This window comes from Halomonas sp. MS1, from assembly GCF_024182575.1.
Taxonomy (GTDB): domain Bacteria; phylum Pseudomonadota; class Gammaproteobacteria; order Pseudomonadales; family Halomonadaceae; genus Vreelandella.
In genome coordinates this window covers 4357906-4381275 of record NZ_CP098926.1, presented here as the reverse complement: position 1 = coordinate 4381275, position 23370 = coordinate 4357906, and the positions used below count along the sequence as shown (strand labels likewise).

The 23370-nt window shown below is 51.6% G+C and carries 18 protein-coding genes; 8 read left to right on the top strand and 10 right to left on the bottom strand.

The annotated features are described in order from the left end of the window. The first annotated feature begins 2 nt into the window (after window positions 1-2). Entirely contained in the window at window positions 3-2081 is a 2079-nt protein-coding gene (locus tag NF683_RS20275; RefSeq protein ID WP_253920807.1) for a DEAD/DEAH box helicase, read from the top strand. Between the two features lie 447 nt (window positions 2082-2528). Then, window positions 2529-3008 carry a CreA family protein gene (locus NF683_RS20270; protein ID WP_253920806.1) on the top strand — a complete coding sequence of 160 codons (480 nt, stop codon included), beginning with the start codon at window positions 2529-2531 and terminating at the stop codon, window positions 3006-3008. A gap of 6 nt (window positions 3009-3014) precedes the next feature. On the opposite strand, the gene NF683_RS20265 is transcribed toward NF683_RS20270, so the two are convergent. Next, on the bottom strand, window positions 3015-3578 hold the full coding sequence (locus tag NF683_RS20265; RefSeq protein WP_253920805.1) for a CAP domain-containing protein: 564 nt from the start codon (window positions 3576-3578) through the stop codon (window positions 3015-3017). Between the two features lie 387 nt (window positions 3579-3965). Here NF683_RS20265 and NF683_RS20260 point away from each other — a divergent pair, with 387 nt between their 5' ends. The 3 genes from NF683_RS20260 to csiR all read left to right on the top strand — a co-directional run bounded on the left by NF683_RS20260 (window position 3966) and on the right by csiR (window position 7659). Beyond that, a complete protein-coding gene (locus tag NF683_RS20260; RefSeq protein ID WP_253920804.1) occupies window positions 3966-5411 on the top strand; it encodes an NAD-dependent succinate-semialdehyde dehydrogenase in 1446 nt (481 codons plus the stop codon). Window positions 5412-5451: 40 nt separating this feature from the next. Continuing rightward, window positions 5452-6723, top strand: a complete 1272-nt coding sequence (gene gabT, locus NF683_RS20255; protein WP_253921910.1) for a 4-aminobutyrate--2-oxoglutarate transaminase — start codon at window positions 5452-5454, stop codon at window positions 6721-6723. A gap of 225 nt (window positions 6724-6948) precedes the next feature. Continuing rightward, window positions 6949-7659 carry a DNA-binding transcriptional regulator CsiR gene (gene csiR, locus NF683_RS20250; RefSeq protein WP_089037543.1) on the top strand — a complete coding sequence of 237 codons (711 nt, stop codon included), beginning with the start codon at window positions 6949-6951 and terminating at the stop codon, window positions 7657-7659. Between the two features lie 97 nt (window positions 7660-7756). Here the strand turns inward: csiR and NF683_RS20245 are convergent, their stop codons facing one another. From NF683_RS20245 to dctP, 3 genes are all read right to left on the bottom strand, one after another. Continuing rightward, window positions 7757-9028 carry a TRAP transporter large permease gene (locus tag NF683_RS20245; RefSeq protein ID WP_253926877.1) on the bottom strand — a complete coding sequence of 424 codons (1272 nt, stop codon included), beginning with the start codon at window positions 9026-9028 and terminating at the stop codon, window positions 7757-7759. A 176-nt stretch (window positions 9029-9204) separates the two neighbouring features. Beyond that, window positions 9205-9747, bottom strand: a complete 543-nt coding sequence (locus NF683_RS20240) for a TRAP transporter small permease subunit (RefSeq protein ID WP_038485821.1) — start codon at window positions 9745-9747, stop codon at window positions 9205-9207. After that, complete coding sequence (dctP, locus tag NF683_RS20235) at window positions 9740-10759, bottom strand: TRAP transporter substrate-binding protein DctP (protein WP_089037545.1); 1020 nt, start codon at window positions 10757-10759, stop codon at window positions 9740-9742. The genes NF683_RS20240 and dctP overlap by 8 nt, the downstream gene beginning before the upstream one ends. A gap of 631 nt (window positions 10760-11390) precedes the next feature. On the opposite strand from dctP, the gene alr reads away from it, so the two are divergent. Next, entirely contained in the window at window positions 11391-12650 is a 1260-nt protein-coding gene (alr, locus tag NF683_RS20230) for an alanine racemase (RefSeq protein WP_253920803.1), read from the top strand. 117 nt (window positions 12651-12767) lie between these two features. Here alr and NF683_RS20225 read toward each other — a convergent pair whose 3' ends face one another. The 5 genes from NF683_RS20225 to hutI all read right to left on the bottom strand — a co-directional run bounded on the left by NF683_RS20225 (window position 12768) and on the right by hutI (window position 19720). After that, on the bottom strand, window positions 12768-14114 hold the full coding sequence (locus NF683_RS20225; RefSeq protein ID WP_253920802.1) for a Na+/H+ antiporter family protein: 1347 nt from the start codon (window positions 14112-14114) through the stop codon (window positions 12768-12770). 123 nt (window positions 14115-14237) lie between these two features. After that, window positions 14238-15773 (bottom strand): histidine ammonia-lyase, encoded by a 1536-nt coding sequence (hutH, locus tag NF683_RS20220; RefSeq protein WP_253920801.1) that lies wholly within the window; start codon window positions 15771-15773, stop codon window positions 14238-14240. A 26-nt stretch (window positions 15774-15799) separates the two neighbouring features. After that, complete coding sequence (hutU, locus tag NF683_RS20215; protein ID WP_089037548.1) at window positions 15800-17479, bottom strand: urocanate hydratase; 1680 nt, start codon at window positions 17477-17479, stop codon at window positions 15800-15802. A gap of 71 nt (window positions 17480-17550) precedes the next feature. Next, entirely contained in the window at window positions 17551-18516 is a 966-nt protein-coding gene (gene hutG / locus NF683_RS20210; RefSeq protein ID WP_253920800.1) for a formimidoylglutamase, read from the bottom strand. Next, window positions 18506-19720 (bottom strand): imidazolonepropionase, encoded by a 1215-nt coding sequence (hutI, locus tag NF683_RS20205; protein ID WP_253920799.1) that lies wholly within the window; start codon window positions 19718-19720, stop codon window positions 18506-18508. Before hutI ends, hutG begins: the two co-directional genes overlap by 11 nt. A 341-nt stretch (window positions 19721-20061) precedes the next feature. Between hutI and NF683_RS20200 the strand changes: the two genes are divergently transcribed. Continuing rightward, window positions 20062-21384 (top strand): YjiH family protein, encoded by a 1323-nt coding sequence (locus tag NF683_RS20200; protein WP_253920798.1) that lies wholly within the window; start codon window positions 20062-20064, stop codon window positions 21382-21384. A gap of 19 nt (window positions 21385-21403) precedes the next feature. Here the strand turns inward: NF683_RS20200 and hutC are convergent, their stop codons facing one another. After that, window positions 21404-22120, bottom strand: a complete 717-nt coding sequence (gene hutC / locus NF683_RS20195) for a histidine utilization repressor (RefSeq protein WP_089037552.1) — start codon at window positions 22118-22120, stop codon at window positions 21404-21406. 174 nt (window positions 22121-22294) lie between these two features. Here hutC and NF683_RS20190 point away from each other — a divergent pair, with 174 nt between their 5' ends. Further along, entirely contained in the window at window positions 22295-23263 is a 969-nt protein-coding gene (locus NF683_RS20190) for a GlxA family transcriptional regulator (RefSeq protein ID WP_253920797.1), read from the top strand. Window positions 23264-23370 lie beyond the last annotated feature (107 nt).

The window sequence follows — 23370 nt, the reverse complement described above, 5'->3', positions numbered from 1 at the left end:
TCATGGACGTTTTTTACGAATGCCAGTTGATTAACAGCTTTATCGAAGAAGATAATGAACCTAAGGCAAGGGATGAATTGATAAAGCTCTTAGATTACCACAAGCAAGAACACGTTCCATATGAGCCTTTAATAAATAACCTTATTAGGCAAGTGGGTTTGTATCCATATATAGATGTTGAAACCTCTAGCTGGCAAGATAGGTTTGTTTATGAATCTTTTAAATCTGATATCGGCGGTGATACAGAGGTTACTCTTCACAGAGAACAATCTCTTATATTAAAAAAGTTAACCGAAGGTAGAAGCTTGGCTGTCAGTGCGCCCACAAGCTTTGAAAAAAGCTTTATAATTGATGCGTTTATATCAATTAAAAAGCCAAAAAATATTGTTATTATTGTGCCTACTATTGCTTTAACAGACGAAACTCGGCGTAGGCTTCAAAGGAAATTCTCAAACTACTATAAGATAATAACAACATCTGATGTCAAAATCGCCGAAAAGAATATATTTATATTTCCTCAAGAAAGGGCTGCTCATTATGTAGATGAGCTGGATAATATTGATATGTTGGTTATAGACGAATTTTACAAGGCTAGTGAGAAGTTCGATAAAGAAAGGTCTTCATCATTAATAAATATAATTCTCAAGCTGGGCCGTAAAGCAAGTCAAAAATATTTTTTAGCTCCTAATATTTCAAAAATTAACGAAAATGTTTTTACCAGAGATATGGAGTTTGTTCATATCGATTTTAATACTGTGTATCTTGAAAAGCATGATTTGTTTAATGAGATAAAAGGCGATGATAATCTGAAAAGCGAAATGCTTCTTAGAATACTAGAGTCAAGTGTAGGGAAAACTTTAATCTATGCTGGAACCTATTCAAATATTGATAAGGTTGCAAATCTCCTGATTGATAATCATGAACCAGTAGAAAGTGAAATTTTGAGAAATTTCGAGCACTGGCTGGTTAATAATTATGATAGAAATTGGCATTTAACAAATTTGATAAAAAGAGGGTGTGGAATACATAATGGGCAGTTACATAGATCTCTTAGTCAAATTCAAGTGCGTCTTTTTGAAGAAAAGGAAGGCTTGAAAAATATAGTATCTACGTCTTCAATAATTGAAGGTGTTAACACCTCCGCCGAAAACGTCGTTGTATGGCGAAATCGTAATGGTCAATCAAAGCTTAATGACTTTACTTATAAAAATATAATTGGGCGCGGCGGAAGAATGTTTAAACACTTTGTCGGAAAGATATATATTCTAGAGGAGCCTCCAGTATCTACTGAAACGCATTTAGACTTAAGTTTTCCAGATGAACTTATAGGCAGTATCGACGAAGAAGAGTTCAAACAGGAGTTAACCAAAGAGCAAATCGCAAAGATTATTAACTACAAAGAAGAAATGTCAGAAATATTAGGTGATGACCTTTTTAAGGCCATGAAAAATGAAAGTATTTTTGAGTCCACTAACTCTTATCTCATTAGAGATATCGCAAGGGATCTTGCTTACAATTCAGATGAATGGAATGGTCTCGGTTATCTTAATTCAGACAACACTAATGATTGGGGGAGGCTCCTCTATAAGGTGATAAAAATGCATCCAGGTGGTTGGGGTGTTGAATATAATAAATTTGTTGGCTTTATAAAGATCCTTTCAAAAAACTGGACTCAATCCATACCAGAACTGCTACACGAACTTGATCAATACGATATTGGTGTCGATGAATTTTTTAAATTAGAAAGAAATATTACATTTAAGCTTGCAGCCACACTAAGTGACATAAATATTTTGCAGAAAAAAATATTGGATAACCCAGTGGATATTTCTCCATTTATATCCAAGGCTGCTCATGCTTTCTTGCCGCCAGTAGTTTTTCAACTTGAGGAATATGGCCTGCCTAGAATGATTACAAAAAAAATACATAACGAAAATATAATTAACTTTGAGGGTGATGATGATCTACATCAAATAATTGAAAAATTTAACGAGCTTACAATGGATTGTTTAGTTGACTCTGTTCAGAGTTTTGATGAATTTGACAAGTATATAATCAAATATTTTTACGAAGGAATTTAGTCGAGCAAAACTGCTTGGTTTTGTAGGAATTTAACAAATAGCTGCTTTCTGACTGATGAAAGCTCAAACTGTGTCTACATTTGTACCAGCCGCAGATCCGAGCATTATATGGAGCTGGTCAAAGAACCGCTCCTGACCGTAGCACTCCATATGTGCTACAAAAAACAGTCAGAGCTTAATTGTACCCGATGCTTACGTTAGCGGAGTGCATATGATGGTGCTGGTATATGTGTTGGTATATTTTCCATTATTTTTATTCTAAATAATTTAAAATCATGATCTTAAGTGCTTTGTTAGACTCCTGCCGGGGTCATGGCCCCGACTCCATTCTTCCTTTACCATCTATTTCCCATTTCGACAGTTAGCCTCTCTTGGCTGCCCCGTCTCTGCCGGTATCAGGTATGCTCATGGTTTGCCGTTTCTGCTGCACCTGCTAAGGATATTTCCATGCGTTTTTCTACACCGGTTGCCATTACGTCGCTTGTGATGATCTCTTCGTTGCTGCTGCCTACTGCGCTTCTGGCGCAGGATGCCCATATTGGCAGCGTGCGAACGGAGTTTAGGTTGATCGGCCCGAACAGTACGATTGAAGTGGAGCGCTTTGACGACCCAAAAGTACAGGGGATTTCCTGCTATCTCTCTTACTCTCAGGTGGGCGGGATTTCAGGTGCGGTAGGGCTTGCTGAGGAAGCTAGCGAGGCGAGCGTGGCTTGTCGGCAAACGGGAGAGATCGTCTTCGACCCTGATGAGGTAGACGAGCAAGAGGTCGTTTTTAACCAGCGCCGCTCGGCGTTGTTTAAGAATATGCGCGTGGTGCGCATGCACGATGCTGAAACCGAAACCTTTGTGTACTTAACTTACAGCACCAAGCTGGTGGATGGTTCTCCAAAGAATGCGATTTCGGCGGTCCATTACGGTGGATTTTAATAGTGCTTAGCGGGGCTTCCCCAGCATCTGTGTCCAGAAGGTGGTATAGCGCGAATCAGCATTGCTGGCCTTGGCCATGCCCATTTCGGTGAAGGTGCCATTCATCATATTGCGGCAATGGCCGGGGCTCTCTAGCCAGCCGTTTACCACGGCGGCGACAGATGTATGCCCAGCGGCAATATTTTCACCCACGGCTTGCCACGTGTAGCCATGTTGATTGGCGCGTTGCTCAATTCCTGCGCCGTTAGCATCGGTATGGCTAACGTAGTCGTTGTTAGCCATATCGCTGGCGTGCATATCGGCAGCGGCTTCCAGTTTGCAGCTCCAGGTCAACGGGCTGGCTGCTGAAAATGCTTGATCGCCACATTGACGAGCGTTGTTTCGTGCCTCGTTCACCAGTCTTAGCATTTCCTGTTGCTGCTCCGTCAGGCCACACGCGCTGTTGGTGCTGTCGCCGTGGGAGTCACCCACGGCCCACGTGCCGCTGCCTATCAATATCAGTGCTATCACGCTGAATAGTGCCCAGTGGGTAGGGCGCTTTAAGGTGGAGTTAGCCGTTAAGTTGTTCATTTTCGCCGATCTAGGGGCGGCCTCTTTTTCAGATTGATTTTATCCGAAAGCGATACCCGATAAAGGCCTGCTTGCGGGTCGGAAAAGCTGAGGCACACGCCTTGATCGCTTTTTGTATCAATCCTGCCCGCAGCCTAGTCATCATTTTCGATGTCATCCAACACCACCGTCCAGTTTTTAGTGTATATGCTAAAAATATATTTTGACGTTTTTTGTAAATGTAGATATTTTTGTTAGTCATTACGGTTGATGCTGCCTATCTGAAAATGAAGAAGCTGGCTCGCTAGTGCTTTCGGAAGTACAGGCAATGGCGTTGTAGCGAGTTCGTGAGAGGCGCGGCCAGCGTTTGAGAGCACGCTCTAATGTCATGGCAAAAAGGAAAACAAGATGAGTGAGTTACCCGATATTTTGATACCTGACGCATTTATTGGCGGAGAGTGGTGCGGTGCTGAAAAGCGCTTTGCGGTCACTAACCCGGCAAATGGCGAGCTATTAGCAGAAGTCCCTGACCTGGATGCTGATGGTGCACGAGCAGCGGTTGCCGCAGCGGAGGCAGCAGGGCCGGGCTGGAAAAAGCGTACTGCGAAAGAGCGTGCAACGCTGTTGCGCGCCTGGTTCGACGCCATCATGGCGCACCAGGAAGACCTGGCTCGGCTAATGACGTTGGAGCAGGGCAAACCACTGGCAGAGTCCCGCGGTGAAGTGGCGTATGGCGCGTCATTTGTCGAGTTTTATGCCGAAGAGACCAAGCGTATGGCCGGTGAAACCTTGCCGGGCCATGGTGTCGATAAGCGCATTCTGGTGTTTCGCGAACCGATTGGCGTTGTGGCTGCCGTTACGCCCTGGAACTTTCCGCTGGCAATGATCACCCGTAAGTGCGCCCCCGCTTTAGCGGCAGGCTGTACGGTGGTTATCAAACCTGCAGAAGCAACGCCACTCACGGCGTTGGCGGTGGCGCGCTTGGCTGAGCTAGCTGGCCTGCCCGCTGGGGTAATCAATGTGGTCACGGCCAGCCAGCCTGCACCCATTGGCGAGGTGTTAACCACCGATCCGCGCGTGCGTAAGTTCTCTTTCACGGGCTCTACGCCAGTGGGTAAAAAGCTGCTTGCTCAGTGTGCCGGTACGGTCAAAAAAGTATCGTTGGAGTTAGGCGGTAACGCCCCCTTCATCGTGTTTGATGACGCCGACCTAGACGCCGCCGTTGAAGGGGCTGTTGCCTCCAAGTATCGCAACTCTGGCCAGACCTGCGTGTGTACCAACCGTTTCTTGGTTCAAAGCGGCGTTTACGAGGAATTTGTTGAAAAGTTTGCCAAGCGGGTAGCGCAACTGAACGTGGGCAATGGGCTGGATGATGGCGTTATGCAAGGCCCGTTGATCAATCAGGCTGCGGTCGAAAAGGTCGAGTCCCACATTGCTGATGCGCTGGAAAAGGGTGGGCGGTTGGTCTGTGGTGGCAAGCCCCACACGTTGGGCGGTACTTTCTTCGAACCGACGATTATTGCTGATGTGACCGACAACATGCGGGTTGCCCGTGAAGAGACGTTTGGTCCCTTGGCGCCTGTGTTCCGTTTCGAGACGGATGAAGAAGCCATTGCCATGGCGAATGCGACTGAGTTCGGGCTGGCAGCTTACTTCTATGCCCGTGACTACCGCAGAATTTGGCATGTAATGGAAGGGCTGGAGTACGGCATGGTGGCGGTTAACGAAGGCATTCTGTCTACCGAGTTAGCGCCCTTTGGTGGGGTGAAAGAGTCTGGGCTGGGCCGTGAAGGCTCACGTCATGGGCTTGATGAATTTACCGAGTTGAAATACGTCTGTGTTGGCGGCCTGTAAGCGATTTTCACTAATTAACTGAGGAATGCAGTAAATGAAGATGAGCAATGCACAGCTGAATGAGCTTAAACAGAAATATGTCGCTAATGGTGCCGCCAGCCCTGCAACGCAATTTGCGGACCGTGCTGAGAACGCGATTATCTGGGATGCGGATGGTAACCGTATTATTGATTTCGCGGGTGGTATTGGCGTGCTTAATATCGGCCATTGCCATCCTAAGGTAGTCGAAGCGGTTAGGGAGCAGTTAGGTCGGGTGATGCACACTTGCCAAACCGTTATTCCTTACGAAGGCTACGTGAAAGTCGCTGAAAAACTCAGCCAGCTCACGCCTGTGCGCGGCCATGGCAAAGTCATGCTGGTTAACTCCGGGGCTGAAGCGCTAGAGAATGCCGTTAAGATTGCGCGTGCCGCCACCGGCAAGAATAACGTGATCTGCTTCGATGGTGGCTACCATGGCCGTACCTTTATGACCATGGCAATGAACGGCAAAGTGGCGCCTTACTCGGCTGATTTCGGCAGCATGCCTGGGAATGTTTTCCGTGCGCCTTACCCCGTTCCGTTCCATGGGGTCAGCGAAGAAGACGCTATCCGCGGTCTTAAAATGACGCTGAAGACCGATGCTAACCCAAGAGACACCGCGGCTATCGTGATCGAGCCTGTGTTGGGTGAAGGTGGGTTCTATCCTGCACCGGCCAGCTTCCTTAAAGCGGTGCGTGAAATTTGCGACGAGCACGGCATGCTGATGATCGTCGATGAAGTTCAGTCTGGCTTTGGCCGTACCGGCAAGCTGTTTGCCATTGAACACAGTGGTGTTGAGCCTGACCTCATGACCATGGCTAAGAGTATGGCCGGTGGCATGCCGATTTCAGCCGTCGTGGGAACGGCTGAGCATATGGATGCGTGTGGCCCTAACTCGCTGGGTGGCACCTACTCAGGCAGCCCGGTTTCTTGTGCTGCCGTTTTAGCGGTGCTTGAAGTATTCGAAGAAGAAAAAATTCTTGAGAAGAGCCAAGCCTTAGGAGAAGTGCTGGGGCAGCGCTTTACCCAGTGGCAGCAACGCTTTGCCTGTGTCGAAAACGTGCGTCACTTAGGTTCGATGGCGGCACTGGATCTTGTTGCAGCTGATCAAACCCCCGACCCAGAGCTTGCAGCAGCCATGTGTAAACGTGCCCGGGAGAAGGGGCTTATCCTGCTGTCGTGTGGGCTTTACGGTAATACGCTCCGCTTCTTGATGCCGGTCACTATTGAAGACAGCATCCTTGAAGAAGGGTTAGCGATTGTTGAAGAATTGCTCGAAGAGCTTACAGCGTAGTATCTAGCGTCTCATTGGTTAGTTAAGCGCCAATTGAAGCGTTTGTAGAGAGCGCTGATAAGTGTGCTGATATATAGAGAGTGTTGATAGAAGCCGGTGCAGCTAGTCTGCATCGGCTTTTTTTATTGCTTGTTGCCGTTGTTATTGAGTGCGAGGGCAGAACACGTTCAAACAGCTGTTACAAGGTGTGCTATTATTTTGACCCACTTTGCAAAATGCATACTCATGAATTCATCTTTCTTCCCAGACGAAAAGGCGGATGCCAAGGAAAACTTGGGTATTCGTGCCTACAAGCTACTTAAAATAGATATTATTAAAGGCACTTTTCAGCCTGACGAAAAATTACGGATGAGTGTGCTTAAAGCGCGCTATGACCTGGGTATTGGTCCTCTGCGAGAAGCACTTTCCCAGCTTGTTGCTGAGCATCTAGTGGTGGCTATTAGCCAGCGTGGCTATCGTGTGGCACCCATGTCGCTCGCTGAGCTTAACGATATATACGATGCCCGGGCGCAGGTTGAAGCGATGATGTTGGGGCTTGCGATAGAGCGTGGCGATGATGCCTGGGAAGCTAATATCTTGGCAAAGTCTTATCAATTAGCAAAGCTGACGGAAATGAGTTCGTCAGAAGGGCTGTTAGATATTTGGGATAGACGGCATAGTGATTTTCACACCGCGATGGTGGTTGGCTGCAACTCTCCGCATTTGATGAAAGTGCGCGCTGGGCTGTTTGATAAAGTTCAGCGCTACCGCTTTTTGTGGCTTAAGGAAACCGTGTTTTCTGCTCAAGCCCTTGAAGCAAAGCGCCAAGAGCATGCCGCCTTAGTAGATGCCACGCTTGAGCGCCGAAAGGATGAAGCAGTGGCATTGATGCACGAACACTTGATGTCCCCTGTGCCGATTATTGCACAGGTAATGCGCCAACAAAGTGTCGCATAGGGTAACAGAAGGCAGCGAAGAAACGCTAAAAGAAAAGGCCCTAATCATTAGGGCCTTTTTAGTTGGGTTTCTGTCGATAGCCGTTTGATACGCTTGTTTAGAACAGCAGGTTGGGCAACCACAGCGCAATACTTGGGAATAGTACGATAATTGCTAACCCCACTATCTGTAGAGCAACATACGGCAGAGCTGAACGATAGATATCGACGATAGTAATGGATTTTGGTGCGACTGATCGCATATAGAACAGGTTATACCCAAAGGGCGGTGTCAGATAAGCGGACTGCATACTGATAATAAACAGCACCGCAAACCAGGTAGTATCGAACCCTAAGTCACGTACGATTGGCACATAAAGCGGAATCGTGATGAACAGGATCGCAAAGTCATCGAGGAACATGCCCAGTGCAAAAAAGCTAATCAGCATGATGATGATGACGGTATAGGGCGACAGCGAGAAGTCATTAATAAAATCACTGACGATCATACCGGCGCCTAAGCCCATATAGATACGGCTAAAGAATACCGCGGCAATGGCAATCCAGAGCAACATACCGGTTATTTTGGCCGTGCTGAGCATCGCGTAGCGCAGCAGGCTCCAGTTAAGCCGGCCTCTCAGCGCTGCAATCAGCATGGCACCGCCAGCCCCGACTGCAGAGGCTTCCGAAGGCGAGGTTACCCCTCCGATAATGCAGCCCAATACGGCCGTGACCAAAAGGCCTGGGGCAATCACATGGCGCAAAGACATCAGCTTTTCTTTGGCACTAAAGCGTTCTTCTACTGGCGCAGCGGGACCTAGAGAAGGGTTTATGCGGCAGCGTATCAATATATAGGCCATGTAAATAGCGGCAAGCATTAGGCCAGGCACTAAGCCAGCAGCAAATAGCTTTCCTACCGATTCACGGGCCAGAAACGCATAGACAATCATTAAGATGCTAGGTGGGATGAGAAAACCCAATGCACCACCCGCCATGATAGTGCCGGTGACTAGCCGCTTGTGATAGCCCCGCTTGAGCATTGCCGGTAATGCAATGATCCCTAGGCTGACGGTAGCTGCCCCTGAGACTCCCGCCATGGCAGCGATAAGGGCGCAGATCAGAATGGTGCCAATCCCGAGCCCGCCAGGAAGGCTGCCCATCAGCTTATGCATCATCTCGAAAAGATCATCGGTAATACCGGAACGTTCCAGTACCAATCCCATAAAGATGAACAGCGGGAGGGCCACCAGGAGAAAGTTGTCCATGGTGCTGTATGCCGATGAGAGCAAGAAGTCCAAGCCACCAGGGCCAAACATCATGTAGGCACTTCCCATGCCCGATATCATCAACGCCCACGCTAGCGGAGCGCCTATTGCCATTAGGACGATCATGGAGAGAAACATGATCGCCGTAATTATCATGGGGTCTAAATTTAACATAGGGATACCCTTTGCATGGCATATCCACAAGGACGTGCCGGGGTGTGTCTCTTATTTTTCACGGTAAAACCACGTTGAAATAGAGCGAGGGTTAAGCAGCACGCTGTTTAAACAGAGTCGGGCTGTATTTAATCAGCGTCGCTAATGTCGTCTCGCGGATCATCATAGGGAATGCCAAGTAAACGCACGATGGCCCTCACTAGCTCTGCTACGCTCTGCAGAATTAGCAATCCAACGGCAATTGGAATGGTCGCTTTTATCGGCCAAAGTGCTGGACGCCAAATGCTTCGGTTGGAATACTCACCAATTAGCCAGGAGCGGTGGGCAAATTCCACGGCCATGGTGAAAAATACACTCAGCACCAAGATACCCAGTGAGAACACAATCACGTCACACAACGCCTGCATGCGGAAGGGCAGCAGGCGATAGATGACATCACTGCGCACGTGGCTTTGGTGGCGTAAGGTATAGCTGCCAGCCAGGATACTCAGCGCACCGAAGAACATCGTCGCTAGTTCGTGCCCCCACACAGTGGGGGCATTGAGTACATAGCGAGCGACTACTTCATAGAGCAGTACACCGATAATACCTAGCGTCAGCCAAGCGGTGACTCGTCCGACCCAGTCGGAAAGCCCATCCTGAAAGCGTAGATATCGGTTGATCTTACTCACTCAATCTTCCTTGCGCTTTGGCGTTATTAATCAAGATTTCAACGGCTTGGGCATTTCGCTCAGAGCGTGCCGCTTCCTCTTCCCAAATCGGCAAAGATGCTTCGGCTAGGCGTTGTGAATCTTCTGCTGGCAAGGTGGCGAATTCAAACAGCTCACCTTCATCGATGATGCGTTGGTTGCCTTCTTCCAGCCAGTTGTGAACGTCTTCCAGGTACTGAGCCAGCTCATCTACCAAGATCTGCTGCTGCTCTTCGCTCATCCGTTCCCAGGTGCGGGGGTTGATGAATGCGTTTTCTGTCCAGCCTGGGTTGAGTAAGTTGATATCGGTGTAGTAGCCCGCCACTTCATTAATGCGTAGCTGTTCGTACTCAACAGGGCCACCGTAAATGGCACCGTCGATAACGCCTGTCGAAAGCGCGACGTAGAGTTCTTCACCTGGAATAAAGGCTGTTGGAATATCAAATTTTTCCAGCACCGTTGCAATGGAGCTGGTTGCGCGGATGCGCATGCTGGAAAGATCTTCCAGGCTGGAAACAGGCTCTCGGGTGACTAAGCCATAATCGCTACCAAAGCCGCGGCCAATCAGCTTAACGCCTTGCTCTTCGTAAGCTTCTGCGATGAGCTCATCAAGGCCTTGGTTGGCAAATATATCGTGTGCTTCTTCAGCGCTTACCCATGCTCCAGGTAGGCCCCCTTCGATCGTGCCGATACCCACCGTGCCAGGCCAGTAACTACCTACACCATGGCCGATATCGATGCTCCCACGGGCAACGGCTTCGACAAACTGGTCGCTGCTGACTAGTTCGCCGCCACGGAAAAATTGAATGTTGATAGTGCCATCACTCGCTTCACTTACCCGTTCCCGCAAATCAGCTGCAATCTGATCCACTTCGGTGCCATAAAACGTGTGCATGCGTAAACGAACGGTATCGGCATAGAGCGCTTGGCTAGCCATGATGGAAGCGGCGATGGACGTCGCTAGGGCGCATTTCACGGATGTTGAGAGCTTCATAAAACCTCTTTGTTGGTAGCGATTAGAGTTATAGAGGGCATCCATGCTTCAGTTTCGAAACCATGTTGCGCCCCCAGTTTAATCACACGCATGGTGCTCAGGCTATAAAAAATTTCTATAAAATCGTCTAACATCAACATTTTTGCATTACGTTGACTGATGTCAAACCAAACTGAAACTGTATCTATAAATTAATTTTTTATTAATTTTCATTGAGTTACTGTGTTTTTTAGCGATAGATTGCCGATCAGGTGTATTAGGTAAGCGTTGATAAACGGTGTAGCCAACAGATCGTCGAGTCTGTTATTGGCCTAAGCTCTCTTTGGAATAGGGCTTGAGACAGCACTTGAAACAGCACTTGAAACAGCGCTTGTGAAACAGCACTTGAAACAGGGCTTGGAATATTGGCGGGTTTTAATGAGTTTTGGCGCTTGAATACATGCCGAGCAGAAGAGTTGCTCCACGCCTTCAGTCAGAGCAATCAGCGAAAGATCTTTCCTTCTCTTCGGGTTATTGCGTCCTAGTGCTGCTTTTTTTAATAAACGCGGCACGCGCTATCGTTAAGAATTGTTTAGTAGGGGTAGTGTGAGCAGTGGGGTCTTAACAATGAAAACGAATCAAGGACTTGATAATGAAATATCCACTAACCCTGTTAGCTGCCGCTGTTGCTGCCACCGTTACCACAACCAGCTATGCGGCGCCGTTGCTGAGCGACCAAGCATTGCTCGTTGATAGCCCGGAACACTTGAGTGCCAATGCCTGGGTAGAAATCTCGCAATCGGCTTTTGAAGGGAACGTGCGCGGTGTTCTGGAATTATTGGGCGAAGAAGCGGAGCTTTGCGCCATTATGAAAGCCGATGCCTATGGTCACGGCATTGCTAATTTAATGCCTTCCGTGATTGCGCTAGGTATTCCTTGTATTGGTGTGGCGAGTAACGAAGAAGCGCGGGTTGTTCGGGCATCTGGTTTCGATGGGCGTTTAATGCGCGTGCGCAGTGCGACACCAGAAGAAGTGCGCGGTGCCTTTGATTACGGCATGGAAGAGTTATTCGGCGATATAACAGCCGCCCGCCAAGCATCCAGCGATGCCGCTGAGGCAGGGGTAACACTGCGCTATCATTTGGGTCTGAATGCTGGCGGTATGGGGCGCAATGGCATGGCGCTTGATAGTGAAGCAGGGCGCCAGGAAGCGTTAGAGCTTCAAGACTTAGCGTCGTTAGAGCTGGTGGGCATCATGACCCACTTTGCCTTTGAGGATGAAGATTTTGTTCGCCAGGGGCTGGAGGCGTTTCATGAGCAAAGTGATTGGTTAATCGAGACGGCTAACCTGGATCGCGAGGCGCTAACGCTTCACGCCGCCAACTCATTTACCACCATGGAAGTGCCTGAAGCACGCCTTGATATGGTGCGCCCGGGTGGCTTGCTGTATGGCGATCTACCCCATTATGAGCAGTTCAAACCGGTGATGTCGTTTCGCACGCGGGTAGCGTCGGTCAACGATTACGCGCAAGGCAGTGGCGTTGGCTACGATAACGTCAGGGTGTTGGAGCGCGATAGCTTATTGGCCAACTTACCTGTTGGCTATTCTGACGGCTACCGCCGTGTTTTCACAGACGCTGCCTTTGTGCTGGTCAACGGTGAGCGAGTGCCAGTCATGGGTAAAGTGTCAATGAACACAACCATGGTAGACGTGACAGATGTGGAAGGAGTGGAAGCGGGTGATGAAGTGGTGCTTTACGGGCTCCAGGGTGACGAGCGAATTACCATTGGAGAACTTGAAGACCTTAATGGCGCGCTACTTGCCGACCTTTACACGGTATGGGGAAACTCCAACCCGAAGGTGCTGCGTCCAAGCGATAGCGATACAGATACAGGTAGCGATAGCGAGTAATTATTGCCAATAAAGGTAGTAATGTACTGTGTTTGCTGACGAGGCCACCCCGCTCAACTGAGCGGGGTGGCCTCGCTTTGGGGAAGGATTATTGCGCTGAGAGGCTGGGGTTGCGCGTCATAGGATCATCGCGGCTATCCAGCCAAAGGCAATCAGCGGAATATTGTAGTGCAGGAAGGTCGGTACAACGCTGTCCCAGATATGGTCGTGCTGGCCGTCGGCATTGAGACCGGCGGTTGGGCCAAGCGTTGAGTCGGAGGCCGGGGAGCCTGCATCGCCCAAGGCCGCTGCGGTGCCTACCAACGCCACGGTGGCTAGCGGCGAAAAGCCAAAATTCAGCGCCAGGGGTACGTAAAGTGATGCGATGATCGGGATTGTTGAGAAGGAAGAGCCGATACCCATGGTAATGAAAAGGCCCACAAGCAACATAATCAATGCCGCTAAGCCCTTGTTATCACCAATTATCTCTGTAGAGCTGCTGACCAGCGCTTCAACCTCGCCACTGGCCTGCATCACACTGGCGAAGCCCGCCGCAGTGATCATGATGAACCCAACCAAGGCCATCATGCGCATGCCTTCGGTGAAGATGCCGTCCTGTTCGTGCCAGCGGAAGACGCCGCTTAAAGAGAGCAGTGCAAAGCCAAAGATCCCCCCCAGCACCATTGAACCGGTGTAGAGCTGAACGGCCACGGTGCCAACCAGTGCGATTGCCAGTACGGCTTTTTGCCAGCCTTGCAAATGCTGGGCCGCTTGCGCTGGGGTTTCATCGCCCTTGGCCAGATCTCGGTCTTGGTAGCTACGCCCTTTGCGATAGCTAAATAACACAGCTACGGCAAGGCCCAATGCCATGCCACCAATAGGAATCACCATTGCCATGGGCACCATCTGACGGGTGACTTCCAGTCCAAATTCGGCACCACTTTCATTGAGGTTGGTGAGCAAAATATCGTTCAGAAAGATAGCGCCAAATCCTACCGGTAACAGCATATAGGGGGCGGTAATACCGAAGGTAATCACGCAAGCAACGAGTCGGCGGTCGAGCTGAAGGTGATTCATTAGTTTCAGTAACGGCGGAACCAGTACAGGAATGAAAGCAATGTGTACCGGAATAAGGTTCTGAGAGCTGACCGCGGCGGCCAGCAAGGCGGCCAGTAGGGTATAGGTCACCATGCGACGACTGCTGCCAGAATCATCAACATGAAAACGCGCAATGGCGCGGTTTGCCATTACTTCAGTGATGCCCGAACGTGAGAGCGCGACGGCGAAAGCGCCCAGCACGGCATAGGCCAGGGCCACAGTAGCGCCGTTGCCAAGACCGTCGTTAAAAGCATCAAGGATGGCATTGATCGGCATGCCCGCATAAAGCCCACCCACCAACGTTGCGACGATTAAGGCAAAGACAACGGAAACGCGAGCCAAGCTGAGGCTGACCATCACTAAAATGGCCAAAACGATAGCATTCATGAATAGCTACTCTTGTCGTTGGAGTTAGAATTAGCTGGATTTAGATTTAGCTGGATTTAGATTTAGCTGGAATTGAATGCGGTGAAGCCCCGCAGCTTGTTGCTGCGGGGCAAGAATGGCCGCTTAGTGCTGGCTTGGCAGGGTGCCAGGGCGAAGCAGGTGGCTCAGCGTTCTGGCTGCCAACAAGTTGCTGGCTGCTTCAATGTCTGGCGCAAAGAAGCGGTCCTGTTCGTAGTGGGTGACATGTTCACGCAGCAACTGCTTGGCTTGTTCCAGCGGTGCGGTAGTGGTTAAACCGTGGCGCATATCCAGCCCTTGGCAGGCACCTAGCCATTCAATGGCGAGAATGCCACGCACGTTATCGGCCATTTCCCATAAGCGTTTGCCCGCTGCCGGGGCCATGGAAACATGGTCTTCCTGGTTGGCTGAAGTGGGCAGGCTATCCACGCTGTGCGGGTGCGCTAACGCTTTATTTTCACTGGCAAGCGCGGCTGCTGTTACCTGGGCGATCATAAACCCAGAGTTGACGCCGCCTTTCTCGACCAGGAAGGGCGGCAACTGGGACATGTGTTTGTCCATCATCAGCGAGATGCGTCGTTCCGACAGTGAGCCAATTTCGGCAATCGCCAAGGCTAAGTTATCAGCCGCCATGGCCACCGGTTCGGCATGGAAGTTGCCGCCGGAGATGATGTCGTCAGTATCTTCAAACACTAAGGGGTTATCAGACACCGCGTTGATTTCCACCGCCAATACATCGGCAACATGGCGAATCTGTGTCAGTGCTGCACCCATCACCTGCGGCTGGCAGCGCAAGGAGTAAGGGTCTTGTACTTTATCGCAGTTGGCGTGGGAGTTGCCGATGTCGCTGTTCTCACCGAGTAAATGTCGGTAGGCCGCCGCCGCATCGATCTGGCCACGTTGGCCACGTACTTCATGAATGCGCGCATCGAACGGTGAGCGTGAGCCCAGCGTGGCTTCAACTGTCAGTGAGCCGCAAACCGTGGCGGCAGCATAGAGGTCTTCGGCATCGAACAGGCCGCGTAGCGCGTAAGCCGTTGACACCTGGGTGCCGTTGAGCAGCGCGAGACCCTCTTTCGGAGCTAGTGCAATCGGGCTAAGACCGGCGACTTTTAGCGCTTCTTCGGCACTGAGCCACTCGCCTTTGTAGCGTGCTTTGCCTTCACCAATCAGCACCACACTCATATGGGCCAGTGGCGCGAGATCACCTGACGCGCCCACAGAACCTTTGAGCGGAATATGCGGGTACACCTCGGCGTTGATCAATGCGATAAGGGCATCAAGCACTTCACGACGAATACCGGAAAAGCCGCGTGCCAGGCTGTTAACCTTAAGCACCATGATCAGCCGCACAAGGCTGTCATCCATCGCAGCGCCCACGCCGGTGGCATGAGAAAGCACTAACGAACGCTGCAGTGCTTCCAGGTCTTCATCGGCGATACGTGTTTGAGCAAGCAGCCCGAACCCGGTGTTAATACCGTAGACCGTGCGGTTTTCCTCAACTACCCGATTGACGCAATCGACGCTTTTTTGGATCGCCTCGTCGGCACTGCTAGGCAGGCTAACCGTGACGGGGGATTGAAAGACCTGGCGCGCCTGCGCCAGTGTCATTTTGCCGGGCTGAATATCGAGATGGGTCATTATGAGTGCTCCTTGTAGTTGTTGAATTAGCTCTTCAGCATCGGCAAATCGAGGCCGTTTTCACGGGCAGATTGTTTGGCAATGTCGTAGCCTGCATCGGCATGGCGCATAACGCCAGTGCCCGGGTCGTTGCGCAGCACGCGGCCAAGGCGTGCGTGGGCATCATCGGTGCCGTCGGCGACGATAACCACCCCAGAGTGTTGGGAATAGCCCATGCCAACACCGCCACCGTGGTGTAGCGAGACCCAGGTCGCACCACCGGCGGTGTTAAGCAGGGCATTCAGCAGCGGCCAGTCGGAGACCGCATCGGAGCCATCCATCATCGCCTCGGTCTCGCGGTTGGGGCTTGCCACGGAGCCGGAGTCCAGGTGGTCACGGCCAATCACGACGGGTGCTTTAAGCTCTCCGTTTTTGACCATCTCGTTGAAGGCTTGGCCAAGACGCGCACGGTCTTTCAGGCCGACCCAGCAGATACGTGCCGGAAGGCCTTGGAAGCTGATGCGCTCCCGTGCCATATCCAGCCAGTTATGCAGGTGCGGGTCGTCAGGGATCAGCTCTTTGACTTTCTGGTCGGTTTTGTAAATGTCTTCCGGGTCGCCTGAAAGCGCGGCCCAGCGGAAGGGGCCAATTCCCTGACAGAATAAGGGGCGGATATAGGCGGGTACAAAACCAGGGAAGTCGAAGGCATTTTCAACGCCTTCTTCTTGAGCCATTTGGCGAATATTGTTGCCGTAATCGAAAGTGGGTACGCCCATCTTCTGGAAGTCGAGCATGGCTTGTACATGCACTGCCATTGATTGCTTAGCCGCTTTGACGGTGGCTTGTGGTTCGGATTTGCCACGTGCCACGTACTCTTCCCAGGTCCAGCCTGCAGGCAGGTAGCCGTGTAGCGGGTCGTGGGCACTGGTTTGGTCAGTGACCATGTCGGGCTTCACGCCACGCTTGACCAGTTCGGGCAATACATCTGCAGCATTCGCACATAGGCCAATCGAGACGGCTTTGCCTTCGGCAGTGTAGCGTTCGATACGCGCTAACGCATCGTCGAGATCGTCTGCTTGCTCATCTAAATAGCGCGTGCGCAGGCGGAAGTCGATGCTGGTTTGCTGACACTCGATATTCAGCGAGCAGGCGCCGGCCAGGGTAGCGGCGAGTGGTTGAGCGCCACCCATGCCACCCAGGCCTGCAGTGAGAACCCAGCGGCCTGTTAGGTTGCCGTCGAAGTGTTGGCGGCCCGCTTCCACAAAGGTTTCGTAGGTGCCTTGGACAATGCCTTGAGAGCCGATGTAAATCCATGAGCCTGCGGTCATCTGGCCGTACATCATTAGGCCTTTGCGATCCAACTCGTTGAAGTGTTCCCAGTTGGCCCAGGCGGGGACCAGGTTGGAGTTGGCAATAAGTACCCGAGGGGCGTCTTTATGGGTTTCAAATACGCCTACCGGTTTGCCGGATTGCACCAACAAGGTTTGCGTATCTTCCAGGCGCTGCAGAGTCTCAACGATTTTGTCGTAGCACTCCCAATCACGCGCAGCGCGGCCAATGCCGCCGTATACCACTAGATCCTCGGGGCGTTCGGCCACGTCAGGGTGGAGGTTGTTCATTAGCATGCGCAGCGGGGCTTCGGTCAGCCAGCTTTTGCAGCTGAGCTGGCTACCGGTGGGGGCAGCAATCTTACGGGATGCGTCGTGACGTTTGTCGTTAGTGGACATGGCGAAACTCCTCTTGAGTCATCGGTTTGTTATTAAAGGGCTAGTAATAGATGGATTAACGAATCCGGGCGCTAGGTGTCGAGCGCCAACTGAAAGACAATTCGTGCTGCCGCGCGGGCCGTACGGCTATCGATATCGTGATCTGGATTTAGCTCGGCGAGATCAGCTAAGCGCAGCTTGCCGCTGTCGCGAATGGTCTCAATCAGCGGTTCAATCAGCGCGAGTGAGACGCCGCGAGCGGCGGGGGCACTGACGCCAGGGGCTTCCCCAGCGGGCAGTACATCCAGATCGATGGTCAGATAGAGGTGATCGCAACGCACCATGAAGCGTTCTAGGTCGCGCCGAATGCACTCAAGGTGTGCCGGTTGAAAGTCCCGGTCTTCACGAACCATGACGCCGAGTTGTGCAGCACGGTTAAACAGTGCGCGCGTGTTGGCAGCGCGGCTTACGCCTAAGCAGGCGTAGCGAAACGGCCAGCCGCGCTTGGCGCATTCATCAGCAATTTGCGTAAAGGGGGTGCCCGAAGAGCGAACATGAGAGGGATCGCGCAGATCGAAGTGGGCATCAAAATTGATAATGCCGATGCGTGGTGCTTTTTCACCGTTATCAGCGAGATGCTGGGCAAGCCCCAGCCAACTGCCGTAGGCCACTTCATGGCCGCCACCTAGCACAACGGGGAAGTGTTCAGCCTTAAGTAACGCTGCTAATCGATCGGCGAGGGCTTGTTGGGCGGTTTCTAGGGCATCGCCTTCGCAGCGTACATTTCCCGCATCATAGGCTGGGCCTGTGCGGTGCCACGCCAGCGGTGCCAGTGCTTTACGCAGTGCCGAAGGGCCTTGCGCAGCACCGGTACGCCCCTGGTTTCTGGCCACACCTGCATCGCTTTCAAAACCTAATAAAGCACAGCCCGGCGCTGCCGTTGGGCTGAGCGGTTGGATCTTTTGATGCCAACGTTCGCTGTTGGGTTCAGGGTCTGTTCGGCCCGTCCAGAGTGACATGTCGAGTTCAGTGGCAGTGGCTTGACTGTTAATGGCCATGGGTAAGCACTCCCTGGAACATGCGCTGACGAAGGCGTCCTGGTTGTACGGCGTAAGCGAGCTCGGCGGGTGCATCGATATCCCATACACAGAGGTCGGCTTCTGCACCTTCGTGGATGCGTCCTTTGCCCGATAGGCCTAGCGCAGTTGCCCCATGAGCTGTCATGCCCGCCAGTGCCTCTTGGGGAGTCAGGCGGAACAGCGTGCAGGCTAGGTTGAGCATTAGCGTGGGCATAAACAGTGGGGAACTGCCGGGGTTGGCGTCGGTTGCCACCGCCATCGGGACGCCTGCGCTGCGCAGTGCCGCAATCGGCGGCTGTTGCGTTTCACGAAGGGTATGGAAAGCACCGGGCAGGATTACCGCCACACTACCGGCCTCATGCATGGCAGCGATGCCAGTGTCATCCAGGTACTCAATGTGGTCAGCAGATAGGGCTCCGTGGCGTGCGGCCATGGCCGTTCCGCCCAGGTTAGAGAGCTGTTCGGCGTGTGCCTTGATGGGTAGGCCGTGGGCCTCGGCGGCTGCAAACACTCGCTCGCACTGTTCCACCGAGAAGGCGATTTTTTCGCAGAACACATCAACCGCATCTGCCAGGCCTTCAGCCACTGCTGCGGGGATCATTTCCTGGCAGACAAGATCGATATAGCCGTCGCTGTCATCTTTGTATTCTGGGGGGAGGGCATGGGCGCCCAACAGCGTCGTGAAGACGTTGACTGGCAGCATCTTGCCGAGACGGCGCGCGACACGCAGCATCTTGAGTTCGTCTTTGACGGTAAGCCCGTAGCCAGACTTAATCTCTACGGTGGTAACGCCGTCAGCAATCAGTGCTTCAAGACGCGGTTTAGCGAGTCTTAGCAGCTCATCTTCGCTAGCCTCGCGCGTGGCACGAACGGTACTGAGAATGCCGCCTCCGCGTTTAGCGATCTCTTCATAGCTAGCCCCTTCAAGCCGCGCTTCAAACTCTTCAGCCCGAGAACCGCCAAAGACAAGGTGGGTGTGGCAATCCACAAGACCAGGGGTCATCACACCGCCACTGCCCATCTCTGTGCAGTTATTGGCGAGTTGCTCGTCGAACTCACTCATGGGCGACAAGGCGATGATGTGTGCCCCTTCGGTAATAACGGCCATGCGGTCGGGCAATGTCCGCAAGCCATCGAAGACGCTGATATCGCGCCAGAGGCGACGATCCGTTGCATTCGGCATGAGGAGCTCCTTTCAAAGGCGATGTGCAAAAATTTATTTTCAAATCTTAATGTATATACAATTAAGATCAATATGAGCCGATTCGTCAAGCTGCTTGTTACAAAATAGAGGGAAGGGTGAAATACATGAAAAGGTGAGATATTTTTGTTTTTGGTATTTTAAACAGTTTGTTATGTTTTTTTTGATGTTAATGAAGGCTATTTTTAGGCTGATTCATTAGACTAATGTCTATTTATATTGGCTGGAGGTGCTCTTCAATTGGTGTGTATATGTATATACATTAAGTGTTGAAGATACGTGGAAGGCTCACTAAACGCTGTTACACAACAAGAGGCATGCTCATGCTCCCTCCCAATACTACAACCCGCCAGCGGCCCAGCGCCGCGCTGATCCTCAAACTGTTTTTGCCAAGTGCGCTGGGGATTTTGATTTTCTTCGTGCCTGTCGAAATTGGCGGTCGCAGCACTATATTGCTCGATCACATGGTGACTGGTGCCCGGCGCTGGCTAGGAGATGCGAGTGGCTTCTATGCGCTGGCGCTGATTGCCGCTGGGGCTGCGTACCCGTTGATTCGAGGCTACTGGAATCGAAACGTTACCGAGCGCATTTTTACCGCACTAAAATTGCTTGGGGTAATGGCTGCCCTGATGGCGCTGACGGGCTGGGGGCCTGCCTTTCTGCATGAACCCGATATGCTGCCTTTCCTGTTTGAAAAGCTGGTGATTCCCGTTGGTTTGATCGTTCCTATTGGCGCGATTTTCCTGGCCTTGTTGATCAGTTATGGGTTGCTTGAGCTTATTGGCGTGCTGGTTCAACCCGTAATGCGGCCTATTTGGCGAACGCCAGGACGCTCGGCAATCGATGCGGTCGCTTCATTCGTGGGCAGTTACTCTATCGGATTATTGATTACCAATCGGGTGTATCAAGCGGGTCAGTATTCCGCGCGGGAAGCGGCCATTATTGCCACAGGGTTCTCTACCGTCTCGGCGACGTTCATGATTATCGTGGCGCGCACGCTGGATTTAATGGCGGTGTGGAACGCCTATTTTTGGCTAACGTTGTTGATCACGTTTATCGTCACGGCGGTCACCGTTCGTTTGCCGCCATTATCGCGTATGGATGACAGCGCTGACGATGGTGAACCGACGGCGCTGCCAGGCAAACGCTTGCTAACGGCATGGCAGACCGGGTTGGAAGTAGCTGCCCGAGCGCCAGCGTTGCATAAAAGTGTCGCGATCAACTTTAAAGAAGGGCTAGTGATGGCGATTAGCATCCTGCCTTCGATCATGTCGGTGGGTTTGCTAGGCTTGCTTGCGGCTAAATACACGCCGCTATTTGAGTGGCTGGGTTGGCTGTTTTACCCCTTTGTGGCCGTGTGGGGCATTGCTGATGCTGCCGCGCTTGCCCAGGCATCCGCTGCTGGCCTTGCCGAAATGTTTTTACCGGCACTGTTAATGGCAGAAGCGGACTTTGTCGCGCGTTTTGCTGCAGGCGTTGTGTCAGTATCCGCGGTGCTGTTCTTCTCCGCCTCAATTCCTTGCATTCTCTCTACGAGCATTCCGCTTTCTGTAGGGCGCATGGTGGTGGTGTGGTTTATTCGCGTTGCATTAAGCTTGATGCTCGCCATACCCACCGGATATTTGATGCAATCGCTTATTAGCTGAGTCTTTCCCAGCTAAGTCTTTAAGACGCTTGGCGATGTACCGAGGAGCGCAGTTTGTAGCGGTCGCCTGGGTGGAGTAGGCGGGCATAGCTGATGAGCTGCTCGCCTGACCACGTGCGTCGTACCATGCTCAGGCAGGGGGTGGCGGTATCAATAGCAAGCCAATCGGCAGTTTGCTGGTCGACAAGCACGGCTTCAACAGTGTGCTCTACGTCAGTAATCGGGCAGGCCGCTACCAATACTTCATTGGGTGTGTGCAGTGAAAAATCACTGGTTAAGTAGTTGGGTACCCAGCGAGGGTTAACATAGCGGTTTTCAAGCTGAATAGGCGTGTCGTCTTCCAAATGCACCAGCAGCGTTTGAAACACGCGGCTACCCAGGCGAACGCCTAGCCGTAAAGCGACTTCGTCATCCGCTTCAATGGCTTCACATACCAGTACGTGATTGCTGTAATGGTGTCCCCTGAAGCGCACTTCATCGGCAATGTTGTAGACCTCGACCAGGGATGACTCTGCCTTGCGATCTGTCACGAAGGTACCTAACCCAGGCTGGCGTGTTAGGTAGCCTTTTTGGACGAGATCACGAATCGCTTTATTAGCTGTCATTCGGCTTACCCCAAAATCTCGGGCAAGTTGCTCTTCGGGAGGGATCTGGTGGTGTGCTGGCCAGGCACCGCCCTGGATTTTCTCTAACAGGTGCTGCTGTATTTGCAGATAAAGTGGGGGAGCGCTGGTCATGAAGTGCCTTTCAAATGAATCTAATGTCTAACCCTATCCAGTGTACCTTGTGCAAAGGCCCAGGGCATCCTGTTGCTGGTTGGGCGTGTATTATGTACGAGGATTCATTGGCGTTGTCTGATTCGTTTAGTAATCGTCAGCATCGATAAGAAAGCGCTTATTTTAGGAGTTATTTTGCGCCTAAACTATTCTGGGTTACTGCCAGAGCGCGTTGGGTTTTTATTATTACCGCGCTTTTCAATGATGGCATTTTTTTCTGCGGTAGAGCCGTTACGCATAGCCAATCGTATCAGCGGCCAAACGCTGTTTGAGTGGACGCTATTTAGTCGTGATGGTGAGCCTGTCACCGCAAGCAATGGCATGACGCTATTAGTCGATCAGACCATGGGTGGTGGTCTCGATCTGCCATCGTTGGCTGTATGTAGCGGCTTTGAGCCTGAAGACCATTTAAGCCGAGCACTTATTTCGTGGTTGCATCGGCTTGATCAAGCCGGATGTGCCCTAGGTGGGTTAGACACCGGAGGGTTTATATTAGCTGCTGCCCAGTTATTGAAGGGGGAGCGGGTCACCTTGCATTGGGAGAGCTTGCCGGTCTTTCGTGAGCGTTTTCCAACGATTGAAACCACCGACGAGTTATTTGAGATCGGGGAGCGGCGTTTTTCCTGTGCAGGTGGTGCCGCAGCCATGGATATGGCCTTAGCAGTCATCGCCAGACGTCATGGGAGCAAATTAGCCGTCGATGTCTCAGAGCAGCTTATTCATGAGCGGTTACGTAGCCGCAGCGACCAGCAACGGATGTCGTTAGCGCAGCGGTTAGGCACTCATAACCGGCGTTTAGTGGAAGCCGTTGCATTGATGGAAAGACATTTAGAGGAGCCTCTTGCTTTGGCTGAGATTGCACGCCGAAGCGGTGTGTCATCTCGTCAGCTGCAGCGGTTGTTTGAGGATCACCTTCATCAAACACCGCGCCAGTGGTATTTGTCACTTCGTTTGGCGCGGTCAAAGCGTTTGCTGATTGAAACTGATATGAGCGTACTCGCCATAGGGGTAGCCTGCGGCTTTAGCTCTAGTTCGAGCTTTGCCAGAGCGTTTCGTGCTTGCTTTGGCTGCTCACCGATAGAGGCACGCCAACAGGGCCGCTAACTGAGCGATGAACGACGCAGCTCTGTCGTTTTACGCGTAGATAATGTCGCTTTGTGTCGTTTCCATTGTTGTCTAGTCGTCAAACTTGGTGCGGTATATTGCCAAAA